17 protein-coding genes are annotated in these 18,230 nt (G+C 41.9%); 14 read left to right on the top strand and 3 right to left on the bottom strand.

All coding sequences use genetic code 11. The features are described 5' to 3' along the window. Positions 1 to 12 precede the first annotated feature (12 nt). The 14 genes from pnuC (at position 13) to RGE70_RS10810 (ending at position 14,888) form a co-directional block, all read left to right on the top strand. Positions 13 to 672, top strand: a complete 660-nt coding sequence (gene pnuC, locus RGE70_RS10875) for a nicotinamide riboside transporter PnuC (RefSeq protein WP_310471471.1) — start codon at positions 13 to 15, stop codon at positions 670 to 672. Continuing rightward, positions 673 to 1,707 (top strand): phosphotransferase, encoded by a 1,035-nt coding sequence (locus tag RGE70_RS10870; protein ID WP_310471470.1) that lies wholly within the window; start codon positions 673 to 675, stop codon positions 1,705 to 1,707. A 374-nt stretch (positions 1,708 to 2,081) separates the two neighbouring features. After that, a complete protein-coding gene (locus RGE70_RS10865; RefSeq protein ID WP_310471469.1) occupies positions 2,082 to 2,675 on the top strand; it encodes an HvfX family Cu-binding RiPP maturation protein in 594 nt (197 codons plus the stop codon). 124 nt (positions 2,676 to 2,799) lie between these two features. Beyond that, a complete protein-coding gene (locus RGE70_RS10860) occupies positions 2,800 to 3,348 on the top strand; it encodes an NAD(P)H nitroreductase (RefSeq protein ID WP_310471468.1) in 549 nt (182 codons plus the stop codon). Between the two features lie 144 nt (positions 3,349 to 3,492). Continuing rightward, a complete protein-coding gene (locus RGE70_RS10855; RefSeq protein ID WP_310471467.1) occupies positions 3,493 to 4,098 on the top strand; it encodes a GNAT family N-acetyltransferase in 606 nt (201 codons plus the stop codon). Positions 4,099 to 4,312: 214 nt separating this feature from the next. Next, positions 4,313 to 4,744, top strand: coding sequence for a hypothetical protein (locus RGE70_RS10850; protein ID WP_310471466.1), 432 nt, complete (start codon positions 4,313 to 4,315; stop codon positions 4,742 to 4,744). Further along, positions 4,741 to 5,229 carry a hypothetical protein gene (locus RGE70_RS10845; RefSeq protein WP_375087848.1) on the top strand — a complete coding sequence of 163 codons (489 nt, stop codon included), beginning with the start codon at positions 4,741 to 4,743 and terminating at the stop codon, positions 5,227 to 5,229. The genes RGE70_RS10850 and RGE70_RS10845 overlap by 4 nt, the downstream gene beginning before the upstream one ends. A 431-nt stretch (positions 5,230 to 5,660) precedes the next feature. Continuing rightward, on the top strand, positions 5,661 to 7,022 hold the full coding sequence (locus RGE70_RS10840; protein ID WP_310471464.1) for a Na(+)-translocating NADH-quinone reductase subunit A: 1,362 nt from the start codon (positions 5,661 to 5,663) through the stop codon (positions 7,020 to 7,022). Beyond that, on the top strand, positions 7,022 to 8,236 hold the full coding sequence (locus RGE70_RS10835; RefSeq protein ID WP_310471463.1) for an NADH:ubiquinone reductase (Na(+)-transporting) subunit B: 1,215 nt from the start codon (positions 7,022 to 7,024) through the stop codon (positions 8,234 to 8,236). The genes RGE70_RS10840 and RGE70_RS10835 overlap by 1 nt, the downstream gene beginning before the upstream one ends. After that, on the top strand, positions 8,226 to 8,999 hold the full coding sequence (locus tag RGE70_RS10830; RefSeq protein WP_310471462.1) for a Na(+)-translocating NADH-quinone reductase subunit C: 774 nt from the start codon (positions 8,226 to 8,228) through the stop codon (positions 8,997 to 8,999). Before RGE70_RS10835 ends, RGE70_RS10830 begins: the two co-directional genes overlap by 11 nt. Next, positions 8,996 to 9,622 (top strand): NADH:ubiquinone reductase (Na(+)-transporting) subunit D, encoded by a 627-nt coding sequence (locus RGE70_RS10825; RefSeq protein ID WP_310471461.1) that lies wholly within the window; start codon positions 8,996 to 8,998, stop codon positions 9,620 to 9,622. The genes RGE70_RS10830 and RGE70_RS10825 overlap by 4 nt, the downstream gene beginning before the upstream one ends. Before the next feature lie 5 nt (positions 9,623 to 9,627). Beyond that, positions 9,628 to 10,236, top strand: coding sequence for an NADH:ubiquinone reductase (Na(+)-transporting) subunit E (gene nqrE / locus RGE70_RS10820; protein ID WP_310471460.1), 609 nt, complete (start codon positions 9,628 to 9,630; stop codon positions 10,234 to 10,236). 54 nt (positions 10,237 to 10,290) lie between these two features. Next, complete coding sequence (nqrF, locus tag RGE70_RS10815) at positions 10,291 to 11,508, top strand: NADH:ubiquinone reductase (Na(+)-transporting) subunit F (RefSeq protein WP_310471459.1); 1,218 nt, start codon at positions 10,291 to 10,293, stop codon at positions 11,506 to 11,508. Between the two features lie 197 nt (positions 11,509 to 11,705). Then, complete coding sequence (locus RGE70_RS10810) at positions 11,706 to 14,888, top strand: NAD(P)-binding protein (protein WP_310471458.1); 3,183 nt, start codon at positions 11,706 to 11,708, stop codon at positions 14,886 to 14,888. A gap of 204 nt (positions 14,889 to 15,092) precedes the next feature. Here the strand turns inward: RGE70_RS10810 and RGE70_RS10805 are convergent, their stop codons facing one another. The 3 genes from RGE70_RS10805 to RGE70_RS10795 form a co-directional block, all read right to left on the bottom strand. After that, complete coding sequence (locus tag RGE70_RS10805) at positions 15,093 to 15,668, bottom strand: hypothetical protein (protein ID WP_310471457.1); 576 nt, start codon at positions 15,666 to 15,668, stop codon at positions 15,093 to 15,095. Positions 15,669 to 16,039: 371 nt separating this feature from the next. After that, positions 16,040 to 16,882 carry a hypothetical protein gene (locus RGE70_RS10800; RefSeq protein ID WP_310471456.1) on the bottom strand — a complete coding sequence of 281 codons (843 nt, stop codon included), beginning with the start codon at positions 16,880 to 16,882 and terminating at the stop codon, positions 16,040 to 16,042. Positions 16,883 to 16,990: 108 nt separating this feature from the next. Further along, positions 16,991 to 17,746, bottom strand: coding sequence for a hypothetical protein (locus tag RGE70_RS10795; protein ID WP_310471455.1), 756 nt, complete (start codon positions 17,744 to 17,746; stop codon positions 16,991 to 16,993). Between the last annotated feature and the right edge of the window lie 484 nt (positions 17,747 to 18,230).

Genomic DNA, 18,230 nt, shown 5'->3' with positions numbered 1-18,230 from the left:
GGACCTCGGTTCATGGCAGATTTTTGGCTAACACTCGTTGATAGTCTTTCTTTAGCATTCAGTGAAGCACAAGCTTTAAGCGGCTGGGAGGCGGTTGCTGTATTGTTGGCGTTAGCCTATTTGATTTTGGCGATGAAAGGCAGTGTTTGGTGTTGGCCTGCAGCGTTGACGAGTACGGCTATTTACACGGTATTATTTTGGCAAGTTTCGCTACTTATGGAGTCCGTACTAAACGTTTACTACATGGGGATGGCTGTTTATGGCTATTGGCTGTGGAAACATGGCGGTGATGCTCAAGATGGTACACCCATTGTGTCGTGGCGTTTCACCACACACCTAAAGTTAATTGCAATTACCTCTTTAGTATCTTTGGTTATCGGTTACTTAATGGCCACACAAACACAAGCATCATTTCCTTACTTGGATGCGGCAACGACCTGCTTTGCAGTGATAACCACTTATTTAGTTGCTAAGAAAGTTATTGAAAATTGGATCTATTGGTTTGTTATTGATGCTGTATCGATTTACTTATATATGAGTAAAGGCCTGATGTTAACTTCAGCATTGTTTGTGTTGTATGTAGTTATGGTTGTATTTGGTTACTTTATGTGGCGTCGACAAATGAAAGTACAACCTGAGCTAACGGTGCCTCCCTTGATGAAGGCTGTTTAAGTGACCAAAAGTATTGGGCAGACTTTCAGATCTGATTTGGCAGGCCCCATCGCGTTAGCGGGGCTTAGCCAGATCAGTCATATTGCAGCGTTAACGGAAGGCTTGAGTAATCAAAATTTCCATATTAAAGGACTACACCACAGTAAGCTTGTAGAGTCTGACTGGGTGCTGCGGCTTAACAGTCGAGCAAGTTCGCAGATCTGCGACCGTAGCGCCGAAACACTTGCATGGCAGGCTGCATGTAGGGCAAACCTTGCACCTAAAGTGGTATATATTAGCCCGGATAAAGACATTTATTTAAGTGAGTATATCCAGCAAAACCCAGATAACCTCTGGGGCGACTTGAGCTGCGAAAATGGGGCTAACCAAAGTCGTTTACACGAAGCGGTGAAGCCAGGGGCTGAGCGATTATTGCTTGATTTGTTACAAGGGTTAAAGCAGCTGCCTGCACCTAGCAATATTATTGGAGTCGATAAGCAATGGCAGGTTTATTACACTCGCTTATGTAATATGCAGCAGCGGTTAGTCAAACTCGAAAAGCTCTGCTACCCAAATAGTCAGGTGTGGTTACAGCAGTTTAATACGCTGATTGAGCAGCAACGCCAGATCGACACAATGCTGTTAACGCTAGAGCGTTGTTTGGTTAAATTGCAATATAGCCACCGAGATTTAAACCCTCACAATATCCTAATTGTGCAAAATAAACTTAACTGCATTGATTTTGAATATGCCTGTAGTTCCCACCCATTGTGTGATTTAGCATCGGTGCTTGCCAGCCATGCTTTATCATCTCAACAGCAGCAATGGCTTATTAAGCATTATTTGCAGCAACATAGTAACCTTAATCACCATGCGCTCAATGCCGTACCGGCCGCAGTCGATCTATATTGGGTGTTTGCTGTATGCTGGGCATTACAAATGGCATTTGATGCTATTGAGCTTAATCACCCAGATAAGCTGTCATCCAATTCAAAAGCGAGCTCATATCTTAATTACGCTGCGAAGTACCAGCGCCTAATCAGGTCAGCAAAATAACAAACAGCCGATTGCAGCAATTATTACACATATTGTATAGCTGCTACGCTGTTGATTGCATCTAACCATAATGCGCCTAATTGATTGATAATATGTGTTTTAATCTCCATTTTGTATCATTACAAGGCTTGATCTTGTGCACTCTCTAATCTGTTTTTCCAAGTATCCTTGTTCTAAATAACTTAATTAATGACCGACAAAAACAGCGCGATGTATAAAAGTTTAATACACTTTTAATAGTGCCATATTCAACGTGGTTGAAATGACATGTCCGATTTAGTTTCACGGCTGACATAGTTGATTATTACGGATCTTTGAAAGATGAGTCGAGTATTTAAGGTCTAATGGATACAGAACAAAAAATAGGTAATAACATGCAGATTGGACAACTATACCAAAAGTTTCTACATATAATCCGCTATGGAGAGGGCATAGCTCCATTAGCATTAAGGCTATATCTTGCCCCTGTGTTAATGCAGGCTGGATATAATAAGTTATCGCACTTTAGTGATACCGCTGCTTGGTTTGGTAACCCCGATTGGGGCTTAGGTTTACCCTTTCCAGAACTGATGGTGGCATTAGCTGCAGGTAGTGAGTTTGTTGGTGGCGGGCTCCTGATTTTAGGCTTAGCAACCCGATTGATTGCAATTCCTTTATCGGTCACCATGTTAGTCGCCGCTTTTGCAGTTCACTGGGACAATGGATGGTTAGCCATTGCAGATTCAAGCTCCTGGTTAGCCAACGATAAGGTATTGGCATCATTAGAAAAACTCGATAAAGCCAAAGAGATTTTGCAGCAACATGGTAATTACGAATGGCTAACTAGCTCAGGCAATATTGTGGTACTGAATAATGGTGTCGAATTTGCCATTACCTATCTATTTATGTTGATGGCGTTAGTGTTTATGGGCGGTGGTCGATACACCAGCCTTGATTACTACATCGCAAAGAAAAACGGCATTAATTGAACATGTAAAATGCTTGGTTAGGTTCTAATTTTGGTCTTAAAATTCCCACCAAATAGGTGGGATTTTTAATGCCAGCTTGATACTCTGAATTTAGTAATCATTTCAATTTATTAAGGATAATACATTGGACGCATTAACATTGTTACTGACTCGGCAATCAACTCCGAGATTGATAGCGCCCGCTCCAACAGAAGAGCAATTGACCAATATACTCAATGCTGCTATTCGAGTACCAGACCATGCGGGGCTAACCCCTTGGGAGTTCATTATCGCAACAGGCGATGGATTACACAAACTAGGTGATATTTTTGCTGAAGCGACAACAATCAACAGCGATGAAGTAGAGAAAATAGATAAAGCCAGAAGCATGCCGTTAAGAGCGCCAATGGTTATCACCGTAGTGGCTAAAGTAAAGCAGCATGCAAAGGTACCGGCGTTTGAGCAGCAACTAGCAGCAGGTTGCGCGGCAATGGCAATGCAGCAAGCTGTATTTGCACAGGGTCTAGGGGGAATATGGCGTACTGGCCCCTTAGCATTTGACCGATATGTTCACCAGCAACTAGCATTGAAAGAGTGCGACCAAATCGTGGGCTTTTTATATATAGGCACACCAGCGATACCGGTCAATACTAAGCCGATAAAAGAGGGAATGGGCTTTGCGCGATATTTATAACGGCGAATAAACGCGCTTATTCATTGTTTTAATCCCGTAAAGGCTGGTTATATGGGGAGTTGGCAGTTGATAGAATGAATTCCCATTAGTTTATTTCAGCTTAAAAAACATGCTAAGTTAGTCAAAAGACAATCAGGAGGTCAGGTGAACTCAGCAGAAGAAAAGGACAATATATTGGTCGGTGAGCATGTAGTGCTTGAACCGTTAACCATGGCGCATGCCCCCGCGTTGAGCATTGCGGTTTGTGATGGTGAACTATGGCAGTTGTGGTTTACTCAGGTGCCACACCCTGATGATATGAACGCCTATATCACTCAAGCGCTAGCCGATGAGTCGAAGGGCGAGGCGTTAGCATTTGCAGTTAGAGATCGCCATTCTGGTGCCATTGTGGGGAGTACGCGAATTTGTCATTGGCAGCAACAGCATCGCCGTTTAGAAGTGGGTCATACTTGGTATGCTAAAAGTGTGCAGCGCACAGCGGTTAATACCGAAACTAAGTTACTTATTTTAACTTATGCTTTTGAAACATTAGACGTTATCGCGGTTGAATTTCGCACACACATTCAAAATAAAGCTTCTAGGCTGGCGATTTGTCGCTTAGGGGCCAACGAGGATGGTATTTTGCGTAACCATCAAATCATGGCTAATGGCACAATAAGAGACACGGTGGTTTACTCTATTATCGATTCTGAGTGGCCTATGGTTAAGTCTAATTTACGTCGCCGACTTATCGATAATATATCACTTTAAGGTGAAAACTCCGCGGGAGCGGCTCTTGCTCCCCGCACCTGTTGCAGCTATAGCAAATCGTTTTAATCTCATCAATATTTCTAGCTTTGTGCTGCATAGTGCTTAAATTGTATCTTACCCATAGCTGGTGATGTATCACTTTAGCGGTAGAGCGTTGTATGTTAAAAAAATGCTACAGTTATTAGGTCTACATACTTTATAGGGGTTGATGTATATGTCTGTGCTTACTGAAACAAACAACTTTGCTCGCCACTTTGGTAAAGCTATGCTGGTTTCATCGATAGGGTTGCTGTCTGTTAATGCCGTTGCCGGCGAAGCTGAAGACGCATTTAGCAAAGAACTGGCAGAATGTGCTGCGTATTATCAAATCGCAGCCAATACCATAGCTTCAATGAATGCACCGCAAATGCAAGCAGTGGGTGAAAGATTAGCATTATCAGGTGAAAAAGCCGTTGAAATAGCCCATCAATACCAAAGTGTTGAGAACGTTAATCAGGCTGTTTTGGACGCCAAAGCACAACATTTGGCTTCTCTCCCAAACACGAATGGTTTAGGACCATTAATGGGAAAATATAAGGAAAAATGTAAAATGGTGATCAGTCAGCCAGAAAGTCGATTTGACTACTGGGTGATGGTAACTATGTGATTCGTTGTTTGTCGACAGTGAGCAAAGATGGCTCTGGCACTATTGATGAACCCCAAACGGTATTAACAGATATTGTCACGATATGTCGGAGTTTTAACATGAACAATTACCTATTAGCCGCCGGCTTGATGTCGTTCATAACGTTTATTGGTCATTTAACCTATGGCAGAAAGCATTATTTAAAGCCACTATTAGAGGCTGAATTAACGCCTAATGCTAAAGTAATGATGCATTGTGTGTTCCATTATGTTTCCGTATTTATAGCCCTTTCCACCGTCGTTCTTATCAGCTCTGCTTCTACCGTAGTTTCTTCTACGCATAGTTTTGGGATGATTGCTTTTATCGCGCTCAATTTTGGCTTATTCGCAATTTGGCAAATATACATTGGTGTTAGCAGTGAATTAGCCAACCCATTTAAATCGATATTTCAATGGCTGGTTTTTGTGCTTATTGCAGGGTTGTCTATCTGCGGGATCCTCGTTTAGACCGCGTAAAATATAGCTAGCTAATTGAGCTTTACTCTCGATTAGTTGCTCTGCCCATCTGCTGTATCCATATTAATCGCTGCTGATCACACTTTCATTTTCTCAGTTTGCTCTCCTGTGTACCCAAGTAGTCAGATTGACTATGGTTTGTTGCCTGCGTAGTGGTTAATGTGGCTCTATGGTGTATAGCGCCAGATATGCTTGAAATTGCCATTTTTGTTTGAATTACAACAGGGTGAATTCGTTATAAAATTACATTTTAGTGCCGTCGCATGCATTTAATTACTAAATATAGTAATGCTAGGTGTTGATTATCAGCTAGTTCGTACTTTTGTTACAACCGCAAGAGTTAAACGTGATGTAGAACAAAGAATGTCCATTAACAAACAAATAATATGAGTTATCCAATTTATTAACGGTTGATGTTTGTAATGACAGGTTACTCAAACCCAGTTATAACGGTAAAAAAAGGCCTCAACGTGCCTATTGCCGGAGAACCGAAGCAAGTTATCCAACCCCGTAAATCCTGCTCCCAAGTTGCCCTTCTTGGAGAGGAATATGTTGGTCTAAAACCGACGATGCTAGTCGAGGTTGGAGATGTGGTAAAAAAGGGGCAGGTTGTTTTTGAAGATAAAAAAAACATCGGCATCAAGTACACCGCCCCAGCCAGTGGTAAGGTGGTCGCAATCAACCGCGGTACGAGAAGGCGGTTACAATCTTTGGTGATTGAATGTAATCAAAAACCTGGGATTAACTTTGGCATTAATGATGATATTCAATCTCTTGACCGAAGATTTGTGACTGAAAAATTAGTTGCAAGTGGCTTATGGACAGCGCTACGTACTCGACCATTCTCCCGCATACCTCAACTTAACACTGTGCCCGCAGGCATTTTTGTCAGTGCCATCGACACCAACCCGCTTGCGCCAGATCCTCAAATTGTTATCACGCAGCAAGCTGACGCATTCGCAGCAGGTTTAGCAGTACTAGGCCATTTAACCGGTGGTAAAGTGCACTTATGTCAAGCGCCGGGGCTACATTTGCCCGGTAGTGATTTAGCCCATGTCAGTAACCACTACTTTACAGGCGTGCACCCCGCTGGGCTTGTCGGCACGCATATTCATTTTATTATGCCAGTAAGTATCGAGCGCACGGTTTGGCATTTGGGTTATCAAGATGTCATCGCCTATGGCAAATTATTTTTAACGGGCGAGATTTATACTGAACGCGTGGTTTCATTGGCTGGGCCAGATGTAAAACAACCTCGATTAATTACCGTTCAAACTGGGGCTTGTTTATCTGAAATCGTGGCGGGTGAACTGAAACAAGGTCAATCTCGGGTGGTGTCTGGCTCGGTACTTTCAGGGCATACCGCAATATCTGTTCACGATTTTCTTGGCCGTTTTCATAATCAAATTAGCGCGCTGCAAGAAGATGCTCAACATCAATTATTGCCATGGGTCAAAGGTGGTTCAAATAAATTTTCTATCACTCGAGCAGTGACATCGACTTTTAAAGGGGCTAAAGCGTTATTTAACTTCAGCACTCATACTGGCGGTTCTGCTAGAGCCATGATGGCGTTTGGACAATTAGATAGAGTAATGCCCCTTGATATCCTACCTACGCTTTTAGTCAGAGATCTTATCGTTAAAGACACCGATGAAGCGCAAGCACTCGGAGCGCTTGAACTGGATGAAGAAGATCTCGCCTTGTGCACGTTTGTTTGCCCCAGTAAGCACGATTTTGGTAAAGAGTTACGGGTCTGCTTAGACATTATTGAGAGGGAAGGGTGATGGATCAGCAAGGTAACAAACCGGATTTACATGCCGATTACTATGCACCAGGTCATTCAGTAAAAGGCTACTTATATTCATTACTTGTCGCAAATGGTCGCAGCAATAAAGGTAAAGTGCATGTACGTGATGCGATTGATGTTAAAAGAACCATGACGATAGTGGGCTTGTGCTTACTGCCTGCCATCTTGTTTGGTATGTACAATATTGGGCTTCAAGCTCAAATAGCGGTTGGGGCGGGAATGGTGCCGCCAGATCTTTGGCAATTAATACCGTTTAATGTGCTTTTTGGCGAGCTCACCGCACAAACAGGTTTTGCTGGGTTATTTTTATATGGTTTTAGTCTCTACGCGCCAATCTATTTGACCGCATTGTGGGTGAACCTGTTTTGGGAAGTCGTATTTGCAAAAGTACGTGGCCAAGAATTGCAAGAAGGCTTTTTTGTCACAGCGCTGTTGTTCTCGCTCATTTTACCGGTATCAACTCCGCTTTGGATTGTTGCGCTCGGCATTACTTTTGGTGTTGTTATGGCCAAAGAAGTGTTTGGAGGTATGGGGTACAACTTCCTCAACCCCGCACTGGCAGGTTTAGCGTTTATCTATTTTGCTTACCCCTCTCAAGTGACTGCGGTGAGCCAACTCATCGCTGTTGATGGCTTTTCAGGCGCAACAACCTTAATGCAAACTGCAGCAGGTAAAATTAGCTTTGCACAATATCCATGGTATGAAGCGTTTACCGACCCAAACTGGTGGAATGCTTTTTTAGGTTTTACGGTGGGAGCGATTGGTGAAACCAGTACTTTAGCATTACTCATTGGTGGTGGTTTACTCCTGCTCACTCGCTTAGCTGATTGGCGCATTGTGCTCAGTGTGCTGATGGGCATGATTATCACCGCAACGTTATTTAACGTTATTGGTTCCGCTAAAAATGAGTTGTTTGCAATGCCATGGACATGGCATTTAGTTACGGGAGGCTTTGCAATAGCGATGATGTTTATGGCAACCGACCCGGTAACAACCTCATACACCCGCAGCGGTAAAGTGGTTTATGGATTGCTCATTGGTTTTATGAGCGTGCTTATTCGAGTGGTAAACCCCAAAATGCCTGAGGGCATAATGTTGGCCATTTTGTTTGCCAATCTATGGGCGCCGATTTTCGACTACCTTGTGGCTCAAGCCAATATAAAGCGGAGACGTAAACGCAATGGTATTTAAGAAAGATTCATTTATCGGCACCATGATTTTTACCGTGACCCTGTGCTTGTTGTGCTCGTTTATGATCACCGGTACTGCCGAATTACTTAAAGAGCGTAAATTAGTAAAAAAACGTGATGAGCTAAAACGTAATGTATTAATTGCGGCTGCTGTTGATATTGCCGATAAAGACTTTAGTGAAATTTTTAAGCAAAAGGTCAAGCCGTTATTGATCACACTCGATACCGGCGCAGAGGCTCCACAAGTCAATGTGTTAGATTTTGATGAGCGCCTTGCAGCGATAGACCCCAACACTTCACGCCCACCTAAAAAAGACCTCGCAAAAATTAAAAGCCGAGCAGCTCAAGCGCGGGTGTTTAAAGTGTTTGACGACAAGGGCGAGCTAGCCAGTGTGGTGGTGCCTATTTATGGCAAAGGTTTATGGTCAATTATTTATGGCTACATCGCGTTGCAGCCTGACTTAAATACGATTGAAAATGTCATTTTTTATGAGCATGGCGAAACTCCCGGTATTGGTGACTTTCTCAATGACCCGCAATGGACCGCCCAATGGCATGGTAAGCAGCTGTTTAATGCAAAGGGGAAAGTGGCTTTTAAAGTGGTAAAAGGGGGCGCAAAGCCTGGCGACATACATGGTGTTGACGCTGTCAGTGGCGCAACAATGAGCGGGCGAGGCGTGCAACGAGCAGTAAAATTTTGGTTTGGCGCTGAGGGTTTTGAAATGTTCTTTAATAACCTAAAAGCAGCGGAGGGCAGTAAATGAGTACTCAAGCTGGATCAACTCGGGAACTGTTAACCAGTCCTATATTCACCAATAACCCAGTCGCTATGCAAGTGCTGGGAGTCTGCTCAGCGCTAGCGGTGAGTAATTCGCTGCAAACCGCATTGGTGATGACACTGTCGGTCACCTTTGTGTTGGTGTTCTCTAATCTGATTATCTCTAGCATTCGTTCATTCATTCCAAATAGCGTACGCATTATTGCACAAATGACGGTGATAGCATCGCTGGTGATTATTGTTGATATGGTGCTGCAAGATATTGCCTATGAACTCTCGCGGCAATTGTCGGTGTTTGTCGGGTTGATCATTACAAATTGCATCATCATGGGACGAGCTGAAGCGTTTGCCATGAAAAACCCTCCCCATTTAGCCCTGGTGGACGCAGTTGGTAATGCCATGGGTTACGGCGTGATTTTATTGGGGGTGGCGTTTGTTCGTGAGTTACTCGGTAGTGGCACCTTGTTTGGTCATGTCGTGCTTAAAACCGTTGAAAATGACGGATGGTATTTAGCTAATGAAATGTTCAAGTTAGCACCAAGTGCATTTTTCTTAATTGGTTTAATGATTTGGTCAATCAATGTTATTCAACGTAAACGAGGTAAATAAACGATATGGAACATTATATCAATCTGTTTATTCAGGCTGCGTTTATCGACAACATGGCCTTGTCGTTTTTTATGGGCATGTGTACTTTTTTGGCTGTTTCTAAAAAAGTCTCCACCTCGTTTGGCTTAGGGATTGCGGTCATCGTGGTTATGGTATTAGCCGTACCGCTTAACCAACTTATTTATACCAATGTGTTAGCCCCAGGTGCGCTGGCATGGGCCGGATACCCAGCGCTAGACTTAAGCTATTTAAAGTTGATCACCTTCATCGGCGTTATTGCCGCATTGGTGCAAATACTGGAGATGTTTTTAGATAAGTACATTCCGGTGCTGTACGACTCTTTAGGCATTTTTTTACCATTGCTGACGGTAAACTGCGCCATTTTTGCCGGAGTCATTTTTATGGCAAACCGCGACTATACCTTGGGCGAGTCAGTGGTATTTGCCGCCGGTTCGGGTTTTGGCTGGGCGGTAGCCATTGTGCTGTTAGCGGGGCTAAGAGAGCGAATGAAATTCCACGCAATACCTGAAGGCCTACAAGGGATTGGTATTGTGTTTATTACCACCGGTTTGATGGCGTTAGGTTTTATGGCTTTCTCAGGTATTTCTATTTAAGTCGGAACAATAAAAGCGACTTAATGAAAACGAATTAAACAAAGGGTAAATTCGATGGAAATGGCAATTGGTATAGGTATGTTTACCACTGTGGTCAGTGTACTCGTGATGGTAATTTTGTACGCCAAAAGTAAGTTGGTCTCGACCAACGATGTCAATATTCGTATTAATGATGATGCTGAAAAAAGTATTACAACAGCAGCAGGTGATAAATTACTCGGTGCACTAGCCAGTAAAAATATATTTATACCCTCAGCTTGTGGTGGCGGTGGTACGTGCGGTCAGTGCCGGGTAACGGTAAAATCAGGTGGCGGCGATATCTTAGCCACAGAACGAGATCACATAAGTAAAAAAGAAGCGAAACAAGGTTGCCGTTTAGCGTGTCAGGTGGCGGTTAAAACCGACATGGAACTTGAAGTTGAAGCTGAAATATTTGGGGTGAAAAAGTGGCAATGCGAAGTTATTTCAAATAACAACACCGCCACGTTCATTAAAGAGTTACTGCTGAAATTACCAGAAGGTGAAGATGTAAAGTTTAAAGCGGGTGGTTATATTCAAATTGAGGCTCCTGCACACGCGGTTAATTATGCCGACTTTGATATTCCAACTAAGTACCGAGATGACTGGGTTAAATATGATTTGTTTAAGTTAAAGTCTAAAGTGGATGATGGCGTACTGCGCGCTTATTCGATGGCAAATTACCCCGATGAAAAAGGGCTGATCATGTTGAATGTACGTATTGCTACGCCACCTAATGATAGGGTCCCGCCGGGAAAAATGTCTTCATACATTTTTAACTTAAAAGCGGGTGACACGGTGACTATTTCCGGCCCATTTGGTGAGTTCTTTGTCAAAGACACTGACGCCGAAATGATCTTTATCGGTGGCGGTGCGGGGATGGCGCCGATGCGCTCGCACATATTTGACCAATTAAAGAGTAAAAAAACGCAGCGAAAAATGAGCTTTTGGTACGGTGCCCGCTCAGCTCGTGAAGTGTTTTACCAAGATGACTTTGACAAACTAGCCGCTGAAAATGCCAATTTTGTATGGCATGTGGCTTTGTCAGAACCACTAGCAGAAGATAACTGGAGCGGATATACCGGTTTTATCCATAATGTGCTGTTTGAAAACTACTTACGCGACCATAAAGCACCAGAAGATTGCGAGTATTACATGTGTGGCCCGCCTATTATGAACTCATCTGTCATTAATCTATTAGAAAGTTTAGGGGTTGAACCTGAGAATATTCTTCTCGATGACTTTGGTGACTAAATCCAGCTAAGCTGAAAATTGTTGAGTGTTACGCGCAGCCAAATGGCTGCGCTTTTTATTGGCAAAATGATATTCAAAAATGATACTAAGTCAGATTGTAGTGTTATAAATGCAAGCATTTATTAGCATTGTGCAGCAAAGTTTTTATTGTTTAAATAATAGCTTAACAATGTTTTTTGATTACACAGGAATTAGCAATGGACGCTTTACGCCCTGACTTTATCTATCCACCCGGTTCGATGTTAATGCACTCACCGCTGATATTAAGCAAAGCAGATATGTACGGTTTTTTCTTAAAGGGGAAAATGGTAAACCTACAAAAGTCTATCGATACCTGCCTAAATCAAGTTGCCGGCAGTGCGATGTATTTTAAAGTGCTATCGCCTTATGTTTTAACCAGCTTTACTCGAGTCGATAAGGCGTATTCAGCCTACCCAGAAGACAGAGATAAAGGTTGGATCCAAGAAACAGATATTGTTACCTGGGTAATGGTTGGCAGACAAAACCACCGTGACAGCGATGAGATCAGCCATGTGTATTTTTATCCATTACATATTTTTGTTAACGATGCGATGGCGCTGATCAACGGCCGGGAGTTATATGGCTACCCCAAATATATGTGTGAACACCAAATGCCAGAGGCTGGTGAGCCACTGACTAAGTTAAGCTTATCAGCAAAGAGTTTTAAGGTTTTTACTGCAGCCACGGAGCTGGCATACCACCCATTGTTGACTGTTAACTGCGAGGTTCGTCCAGAGCAGCAACTCAGCTCATTTGAAGCCATCAGTCAAACTTGGGATTTATTTAAAGCGCAAACGGATTTTATCCCCGATCTCGATAAACTTGGCGAAGAACAGCTATTTGGTTTGCTGTTTAAACCGGCAATTGATCAGGTGTTTTTAAAACAGCTTCCCGACAGCGCAGGTGAAAAAGCGGTGTATCAAGCCATTATCGCCGCGCCAGCAAAAGTAAGAAAAGTGAATTCTGTTTCACTGTTAAACAATGACCTGCTTGCCACGGTATTCGACAATGCCTCGTTTTCGTTTAAAGACTCATTAGGGCTTGAACTTGGCGAGCAAAATGTGTTTTTACCCTACCATATCAATTTTGACTTTGAAGTGCCGCAAGGCGAGGTGTTGGTTGATAATTCGATTATTAAAAAAGAGAAAATTGCCATTTTGGGCGGTGGCGTTGCAGCCATAACGGCTGCAGTTTGTTTGACGGAGCAACCAGGTTGGCAAAACCGCTATGACATCGACATTTATCAAATGGGTTGGCGCATTGGTGGTAAAGGGGCCAGTGGCCGTAATGCCGAAAAAGCCCAGCGGATAGAAGAGCATGGGCTGCATATTTGGTTTGGCTTTTATCAAAATGCGTTCAATTTAATGCGCAAGGCATACGCAGAGTTAGATCGACCAGCAGGGGCGCCATTAGCGACTTTTTTAGAGGCATTTAAACCGCATAATTTTATTGTTTTGCAAGAAGATGTGGGTGGTGAGTCTGACAGTTGGCCAATCCAATTTCCACAGCGCAGTGGTTTACCCGGTGACGGTACCGAGGTGTTAACGCTATGGAAAGTTGTTAAAGCGGCGTTTAGCTGGATCCGACATTGGATAACTGAAATGGACAACCTGCTTGATAAACAGGATTTACAAGCTAAAGAGTCAGCTAAGCCGCTACACTGGTTTAGTCGTGAATGGTTTGAGCAGTTAAACGACAAAATAGAAGATTCAATTGAAGATGCCAAAGAAGACATGTCGTCATTAACGGAGAAACTGGAATGTCATTTTAATCAAATGATAGGCCGCGAGTGTGAAGGGCATACACATAATACTAAAGACGACGGCGGCTTTGTAGAGTCCGCTGTTGATGCCTTTAGAGCGCGTTTGCAAGAGCGTTTTGTGCATAAGCTGGAGTCTAATGATGAATTACGTCGGTTATATATTGGTGCCGACTTAGGACTCACTATTTTAAAAGGCATGTTTGTTGACGATGTTTTTAAACAAGGGTTTGATGCGATTAATGATTACGACTACCGAGAGTGGCTAATTAAACACGGCGCCAATCAAACGTTTACCGTAAACTCTGCACCTGTGCGCGGTTTTTACGACCTCGTGTTTGCCTATGAAAAAGGTGATTTTGGCAAACCCAACTTAGAAGCGGGCACGATTATCCGCTCTATGCTGCGTATTGCACTTTGCTACCAAGGTGGCGTGATGTGGGAGATGCAAGCCGGTATGGGCGATACAGTGTTTACCCCCTATTATGAGGTGCTTAAGCGCCGTGGCGTTAATTTTCATTTTTTCAATAAAGTCGACAACCTTGAATGCCGAAATGCCAGTATTGAAGCGATAGAGATCACCGAACAAGTCGCGCTTAAAGCAGGGTTACCGTGTTATTCACCACTGGTAGACGTAAAAGGACTCGATTGCTGGCCGAGTCAGCCAAAGTATTCACAATTGGAGCCAGAGCAAGCGCAATTGATACAAGACCATGACATTAACCTGGAACATTTTTGGAGTCGCTGGGACGAGGTGTACCAACAGCATTTCGGGCGCGCATTGCCGAAGAAGCGTTTAGTTAAAGGTAAAGACTTCGATAAGGTAATTTTTGGGTTATCAATTGGTTCGGTTCCCCATGTGGCTAGCGAGGTTATGGCGCAAAGTGAAGCACTTAGGCTGAGTGTTGAAAAAGTGAAAACCGTTGCCACTCAAGCTTACCAGTTATGGTTGAACCAAGATTTAACCGATATGGGCTGGCCAATTCAGCCTGACAATGGGGAAGAGCCTGTTTTGTCAGCTTTTACTGAACCTTATGATACGTGGGCGTCGTTAACTCACCTTATTGACAAAGAAGATTGGTCAGGCGTGCAACCTAAAAATGCCAGTTATTTTTGCTCCGCATTACCGGTAGAGCAGTATCCGCCAGCAAGTGAAACTGATTTTATTGAGCGGAAATATCAGCAGGCTAAGCAAGGTGCAATTAACCAGCTAAATAATGAAATCTACAAGCTCTGGGATAATGTGCCTACACCAATAATTACAACGGATGGTGAAGTTAGCGGCCAATTCCCGTGGCATTGGTTACATCAGCAGTCAGAGTCACCCGAGAAAAATAGTCATGGAGAAGGGCGGTTTGATAGCCAGTATTGGCGAGCCAATGTTGACCCATCGGAGCGTTATGTAATGTCGGTAGCGGGTAGTACTCAGTATCGCATCGACACCGATGGCTGCGGTATTAATAACCTTTTTGTCACCGGAGATTGGATTAAAACCGGCATTAATGCCAGCTGCGTCGAAGCGGCTACGATGGCCGGTATGCAAACCTCTCGAGCTATTTGTGGGTTTCCTGAAGTGATAAAAGGAGAAGAAGACTTTTAAATTGGATTGCTAAAATATCAGGGGCGGCACGTTTGCCCCTGTATTGTTAATTAAATGGTCCTTTTTACTTATGTGCTTTCTAAACAGGTCTGAATGAAAACACTAAGCCAGCCATTGTTAATCAAGAACTAAGCCAGCCATAGTTAATCATTTAATGAAGGTGTCTTTGCATTTCACTTTGTTTTGTCCTTATTAATTAGCTTGTTACACACCGCTTCCGCAATATTTCGAGATAAAAGATTCAATCATTGCATCAAATGACTTAAACGCCGGATTGTGAGGGTGAGTACGACCTTTAAACACATTTTTATCGCTTTTATATACTGTAAGGGACTCTTTAAATTTAATACAACCATTTACATAATCATTATCTGTGCCGTAGGCATTGCCCATAGAAAATAGAGCTTTTGAAACACCCCAATAATCTCCATCCTCTTCAAATGCTTTAGCGGCTAACTCAAAGTGTTTAATTGATTTTGATGCAGTAGGATCATATTCATTGTGTTTTATATAAAAGACTTTGTGTTCGCGATAGCTTTTATTTTTATAAAACAACCCTAAGAAAGTATGAGCTTCAGCCACGCCATAAATATTTTTTGATTTTTTAAGATCAGCGAGCGCCTCTAATCCAAGCTTTTCAGCCGCCAATCCTCGCCCTTGCGTTCCCATTAGCTGATATGCGTAATTAAGTTTGGTCATAGGATCGTTTGTATATGGAACTCCTGCCGCAGCGCAGCCGAGTAAGAATAAAGTGATTAGTGAAATAATGGTTAGCTTCATGCCAAACTTTCCTTAGGTGTGCCATTTAATGATGGGTGTCTATGTAATTACGGTCTTATTTGCTCACAAACCTCACAAACCTCACAAACCTCACAAACCTCACAAAAATCATCGATTTCGGGTATCCATAAGCTTAACCTTGACTTCTCTGGTTGGGAGAATTCTTTCCAAGAGTACAATGCAGAGTTTTCTAAAAACTCTTTTATTATTTTGTCCTTGTTAAACAGCTTGTTATAACGATTTTTCTCGATATTTTTCTATAGTCATTAGAAATTCATTGGGTGAATCTACGCCTAAATATATGAACTTACCCGAATTAAGCTTGATCTCAATATTTGGATTACCAGCCAAATTGAATCTATTAACATTACCTACCGACGTATGGAAACTGAATTAGGTTGAACGTGAGCAATTTCCGTTAAAGCAATCCTTAATGGATTCCAAACACCATACCTCACTATAATGCTGTCTTGAAGAATTGAAATAGGTCTAATTGCAATGGCTTTATACTCTGCAATAAAAAACACTAAACCAAGAAGAGTTAAAGCCGTTGTGAAATTAGCCGCAAACGGTGACCATAAAAAATGTAACAGCAAGTGCATTACGGGTAGTTCAAATAAAATGATTAAAATAAAGCCTAATTGATTGCTTTGAGCACCATCTTTTTTATGACTGCTAAAATGACTATATCCAGTAAAACTTTGTTGCCTTATCTTTTTAGAAAATAACGCGTATGTCCAAACTCTCGCCTCAAAAGAGAGTAAATAGCTTATAGCACCTTTACCTAAAATATTTTCAATTGGTTTTGATATAGCCAAATCTGGATCTTGTTCTTTGGTAAGAGAAGCTTTGATAGCAAAAAATACGGTCAAAATAGTGGTGATTTCTAAAACGATAAACGCAGCTATAGCAAGGTAGCGCAATGATTCAAGATAAGGCCATACAACCTTTGAACTTTCAGGAATTACAAAGCTGCCAAGCAAAATAATTAAACAGCTGTAGGCAACCGCTTTGATAGCGGCTTCTTTCTTATCTTTAACAAACCAAAAGCATAAAATAGGTAAGACAACTAAACCATCGATTAGCAAAAGCCATTCTGATTTTTCTACACCATATCCATTAAGGGCATTGGAGCTTTGATAGTAAAAAGCCCAGAAAACAGAAATAACTGCAAGAAATATAAACGGAATATTCTTTTTAGTTAAAGTTTGCACCGATGCACCTTATCGTTATAACGCCTTACTAATGGGCGCACAATGCTTGGCTAAAATTAGCGACGAAGGAGCGCAAGCCAAGCGTTTTGCGTCCTTTTGAGTAACTTGTTATGAGGAGAATTTTTCCTTTGCCTCATTTTCGTACTTAATGCAGTTTTTGCCCCAATTTGTTTCTCGCCAAAAGTAATCATGTAGCTCGTCTAAATTTTTAGGGCAATTTGTAATGACTTTATACCTTTTATCAGCAGGAACCCTAAACGGCACATCAGCATCAAATACTTCACCATAAGCCATGTTTTGCATGCAAACTTGGAAATCTCCGAAATACATTATTGAGTCATTGGTCAATTCAATAATGTTTTCCAAAACTTTAAAACGATCTTTTTCAGTTTGCAGAGCTAACAAATCATGATGGATGGATTGTAAGGCGAACCTAAATACTCTAAACAATTTGAGGTTAACGATTTCATGCGATTCTACTTTGGTGACAACAGCTAATAGAGCGTTGCTGAAGTTTTTCATTAACTCTAAATATTCAACGTGGTCAACTTGTGCTTTCATTTCTAAGTTAGAATATTTTTTACCAAAACAATAAGAATTAACCTGTCTAATAGCTACTGTGGATTGATCTAATAGAATATTAATATCTTTAAATAGCTCAACTCTGGTATTTCTTTTCGCTTCTTCTTTTTGAGCATCTAGGGTGTTTTGGTGTTGTTTAGATAATTGCTTAAACGCAATAAAAACAGAAGCTATTACTGCAAGTGCAGCTAGCAAAGGACTAGCAAAATCTTTTGCTACATCGTAGCAAGATACATTACTAATAAAGTAACAACTTTTTTCAACTATTGTTGATGATGCCACTGGACTTCCATCTCCTCATAACAGCTTATTCATTAGTCGCTCGATAACGTTCCGAGCAATTCGTTAACTTTTTAACAACTTACCACTACTAAGGTATTGTTGCAAATAGATAATTTCTAAATTCAGGCAGCATAAATTACCTTGTTGAGTGCGGAGAAAGAGAGCCTAGGGTGTTCAATGGGTCCGTGTATCACTTTTTAACATTTTTCATAGTGCTGATTTTTATAGATTTTGTGAAATGTTAAAAAATTATCGATGCCTAGCACGGGCAAAAACTCGTTAGAAGATAAATTCAGAGGTTAACGTCTTGAGCTCTTGTATAGAGAAATCAGCGCGACCACTAATCCAGTGCTGGCAAAAAAATAAGCCAGCCATTGTTAATCAATAACATTACGACATATGCGATGAATGGTTTTAATAAATATTAAAACGTTAATTGACAGTGACATTGAGCCAAGGCGGCGTTACAACGGAGTTGAAACGC

Origin of the sequence: Shewanella youngdeokensis (assembly GCF_033180165.1) — a bacterium.
In the GTDB taxonomy this organism is placed as follows: Bacteria; Pseudomonadota; Gammaproteobacteria; order Enterobacterales; family Shewanellaceae; genus Shewanella; species Shewanella youngdeokensis.
Note: the sequence above shows the minus strand (reverse complement) of the source record. Positions and strands in the feature narration are given on the sequence as shown.